Annotated in this window: 4 protein-coding genes; all 4 read left to right on the top strand. The window is 63.6% G+C overall.

Annotated elements, in window-relative coordinates; genetic code table 11:
* On the top strand, positions 1-409 hold a 409-nt coding region (locus A3764_RS11565; protein WP_236628174.1), incomplete at its 5' end, for a sensor histidine kinase.
* A 109-nt stretch (positions 410-518) separates the two neighbouring features.
* Positions 519-1,571 carry a substrate-binding domain-containing protein gene (locus tag A3764_RS11560; RefSeq protein ID WP_067923661.1) on the top strand — a complete coding sequence of 351 codons (1,053 nt, stop codon included), beginning with the start codon at positions 519-521 and terminating at the stop codon, positions 1,569-1,571.
* A gap of 113 nt (positions 1,572-1,684) precedes the next feature.
* Positions 1,685-3,184, top strand: a complete 1,500-nt coding sequence (gene pstC, locus A3764_RS11555) for a phosphate ABC transporter permease subunit PstC (protein WP_236628173.1) — start codon at positions 1,685-1,687, stop codon at positions 3,182-3,184.
* A partial coding sequence (locus tag A3764_RS11550) for a DUF3333 domain-containing protein (RefSeq protein ID WP_067951611.1) occupies positions 3,181-4,112 on the top strand: 932 nt, incomplete at its 3' end. The genes pstC and A3764_RS11550, both read left to right, overlap by 4 nt.

Raw genomic sequence — 4,112 nt, 5'->3', positions numbered from 1 at the left:
GCCGGAGCTACCGCAGGCCCCCCTGCGCGGCGATGCGGACGAGTTGCAGCAGGTCTTCACCAACCTGCTGGAAAACGCGATCAAATATGGCGGGCCGGGCAGGGCGGTTCATCTGGATGTCTCCCTGCGCGAGCATGACCCGGCGTTGCGGACGGCCAGCTTGCGCGTGGCCGTGCAGGATGAAGGGCCGGGCATCGCGCAGCAGCATCTGCCCCGTCTTACCGAACGGTTCTACCGGGCCGACAACCACCGCAGCCGGGCGCTGGGGGGCACCGGGCTTGGCCTTGCCATCGTGAAGCACATCCTGAACCGCCACCGTGGGCGGCTTCTGATCGAAAGCACCGAGGGCGAGGGGGCCTGTTTCACCGTGGCCCTGCCGGTCGACCGCGAAGAGTTGGCGCGCGGCTGAAGCTGTCATATAACTGTAACGAAACCGTCACATAAGCGAAGCACGTTCCGGCTAGACGGGGCGCAGCTTGGCCGTGCGGGCCATGCGCATAGACCTGACAGGAGAATTCATGTCGCTTGCAAGACTTTCCACATCCGCCCTGGCACTTGCCGCCGTTTCCGCAACCGCCGCAGCGGCGCGCGATCAGGTGCAGATCGCCGGCTCCTCCACCGTTCTGCCCTATGCTTCCATCGTGGCAGAGGCTTTCGGTGAAAACTTCGACTTCCCGACGCCGGTCGTCGAATCGGGCGGCTCTTCCGCCGGGCTGAAGCGGTTCTGCGAAGGCGTGGGCGAAAACACGATCGACGTGGCCAACGCCAGCCGCGAAATCAAGGAATCGGAGCTTGCGGCCTGTGCCGCGAACGGTGTGACCGACATCATCGAGGTCCGCATCGGCTATGACGGTATCGTCTTTGCGTCGGACATCGACGGCGAAACCTTCAGCTTCACCCCCTCGGACTGGTATCTGGCGCTGTCGGACAAGATCGTTCAGGACGGCGAGATCGTCGCCAATCCGCATCAGACCTGGGCCGACGTGAACCCCGATCTGCCCGCCCAGCCCATCCAGGCCTTCGTTCCCGGCACCAAACACGGCACACGCGAGGTGTTCGAGGAGAAGGTGATCCTGGCCGGCTGTGAAGCCACCGGCGACATGGAAGTTTTCATGGAGCAGGCGGAAGGCGATGAAAAGGCGAAGGAAAAGGCAGCCGAGAAAGCCTGTATCGCGCTGCGCACCGACGGTAAATCCGTCGATATCGACGGTGACTACACCGAAACACTGGCCCGGATCGAAAGCAATCGCGACGGCATCGGCGTCTTCGGCCTCGCTTTCTACGAAAACAACACCGACAAGCTGCAGGTCGCACCCATGGATGGCGTCGAACCCTCGACCGAGACCATCGCCAGCGGGGAATACCCTGTATCGCGGCCGCTCTTCTTCTACGTGAAGAAGGCGCATATCGGCGTGATCCCCGGCCTCAAGGAATATGCGGAATTCTTCGTCGCGGATGAAGTCGCAGGCCCGGACGGCCCGCTTGCGGAATATGGCCTCGTCTCCGACCCGGAACTGGCGGAGACGCAGGAAATCGTCTTTGACGAGACTGTCATGGGCGACGGTTCCTGATAGGCTGCCCAAACGACACGAATGCGCGCCGGTCGGAAGGATCGGCGCGCATATGCATTGACCATCGCCTGCGCCCCTGACATGCGCAGCGCCATACGGACCCTGGGGGCAAGGTGATCGAACTACTCAGCGCAGCGAACGCCGGCGTTCTCACGCTATTGATTCTGGCACTGGCGGCGCTGGCCTATGTGCTGGCGCGGCACCGGGCGCTGCGCGCGGTCGACGGCGATGTGCGCCGACTTCATTCCTTGCCATCCTATTACGGCTATGCCGCCGCGATGCTCACGGCGGTTCCGGCGCTGCTGGTCCTTGCGGTCTGGCTGATCGTGCAGCCTTGGCTCGTCCAGATGCAGGTGGCACAGACGATCCCGGCGGCCAGCGTGCCCGAAGGATCATCCGTCGAACTGGTAATGACGGACGTGCGCCGCGTTTCCGACGGGATCACCCTGCTGCGGGCGGACGGGCGGCTGTCCGACGCCGATCTGGCCGATGGCGCACGTGCCGTCGAAACGCTGCCCGCGCTCCTGTCTGACGCGGGCATCGCCCTTGGCGGAACGTTGGAGCCGGCAATCGTCGAGGCTGCCCAGCAGCACGCAAGGCTCAGGGCGCTGGGGCATGCGGGCCGCAGCCTCGTGGTACTGGTGCTGGCCATCGCGGGGCTTGTTGCGGCGCTGCGCATGACCGACCCGACCTTCCGGGCGCGCAATACTGTTGAAAGCGGCGTCCGAGCGTTGCTGATCCTCGCCGCTTCGCTCGCCATTCTGACGACCGTCGGCATCGTCCTGTCGATGCTGTTTGAATCGATCAACTTCTTCCGCGCACATCCCTGGCAAGACTTTTTCTTCGGCGACAGCTGGTCCCCCAATTTCCGGGGGGACAGCGATCTTTCGATCCTGCCGCTGCTCTGGGGCACGCTCTATATCAGTTTCATCGCGCTGGCCGTGGCGGTTCCCATCGGCCTTTACGCCGCGATCTACCTCAGCGAATACGCCAACAACCGTGTGCGCAGTATCGCCAAACCGCTGCTGGAGATCCTCGCCGGGATTCCCACGATCGTCTACGGTCTCTTCGCGCTGCTCACGGTGGGGCCATTCCTCGTCTCGGTGTTCGGGCGCGGCGAGGACGGTTTGCTGGGCGTCGACTGGATGAACGGCGCCACGTCCGTTCTGACGGCGGGGCTGGTGATGGGCATCATGCTGATCCCATTCGTTTCCTCGCTGTCGGATGACATCATTAATGCAGTGCCCCAAAGCCTGCGGGATGGTTCCTACGGGCTGGGGGCAACCCATTCGGAAACCATCCGGCAGGTCGTGCTGCCCGCGGCGCTGCCGGGCATCGTGGGCGCGATCCTGCTGGCGGCAAGCCGCGCCATCGGCGAGACGATGATCGTGGTGCTGGGGGCAGGGGCCATCGCCCGCATCTCTGCCAACCCGTTCGAGGCGATGACGACGATCACCACCCGGATCGTCAGCCAGTTGACCGGCGACACCGATTTCGCAAGCCCCGAAACGCTGGTGGCCTTTGCCCTTGGCCTTACGCTTTTCGTGCTGACCTTGGCGCTCAATGTTCTCGCGCTCTACATCGTGCGCAGATACCGGGAGCAATACGAATGACCGACGTTCCTAACCCGGCAGCCCCGATTGCCGATCCGCGCGGGGCAAGCTCCCTGCTGACGCAGGACGCCCGCACCACCCGCCGCAACCGCGCGGAGGGGCGCTTTCGTCTTTATGGGATCCTCGCCATCGGGGTCGGGCTTCTGATGCTGCTTGTCCTGCTGGTGACGATCATTTCCCGCGGGACAGGCGCCTTTCAGCAGACCTATCTGACGCTGCCGGTCGAACTGCTCGAAGCCAAGCTCGACAAGAAGGGCAACCGCGACATCGAGGACATCAAGAAGGTGTCCACCTTCGGATATTCCCCGCTCATGAACGCGGCACTGGAGGCCAAGGTCGCCCAAGCCGGGATCGAGACCGAGCTTGAACCGAAGGCCATGGCAGCGCTGCTGTCAAAGGACGCGGCGGCGACCCTGCGGGATTTCGTGCTGGAGAACCCGGAGCTGATCGGCACCACGGTGGAGTTCGAATTCCTCGTGAACAGCCGGGTGGACGGATACCTCAAGGGCCGCGTGACCCGTGAAAGCATCGCCAACGACAAGAGCATCAACGCGGCCCAGCTTGATCTGGTTGACGCGCTGGTGGCCGAAGGATCGCTCGCCAAACGGTTCAATCCCGAATTCATCACCGGGTCGGACGCCTCCGACCAGCGACCGGAGGCGGCGGGCATGGGCGTGGCGATGATCGGCTCGCTTTTCATGATGCTGGTCGTTCTGGCGCTGGCGCTGCCTATCGGGGTCGCGGCCTCCATCTATCTTGAAGAATTCGCGCCGAAAAACCTCTTTACCGATATCATCGAGGTCAACATATCGAACCTCGCCGCCGTCCCCTCCATCGTTTTCGGCATCCTCGGGCTGGCGGTGTTCATCAACTACATGCACCTGCCCAGTTCCGCGCCGCTGGTGGGGGGACTGGTGCTGACGCTGAT

Source organism: Sulfitobacter sp. HI0129, assembly GCF_001635395.1.
GTDB lineage: Bacteria > Pseudomonadota > Alphaproteobacteria > Rhodobacterales > Rhodobacteraceae > Sulfitobacter.
Note: the sequence above shows the minus strand (reverse complement) of the source record. Positions and strands in the feature narration are given on the sequence as shown.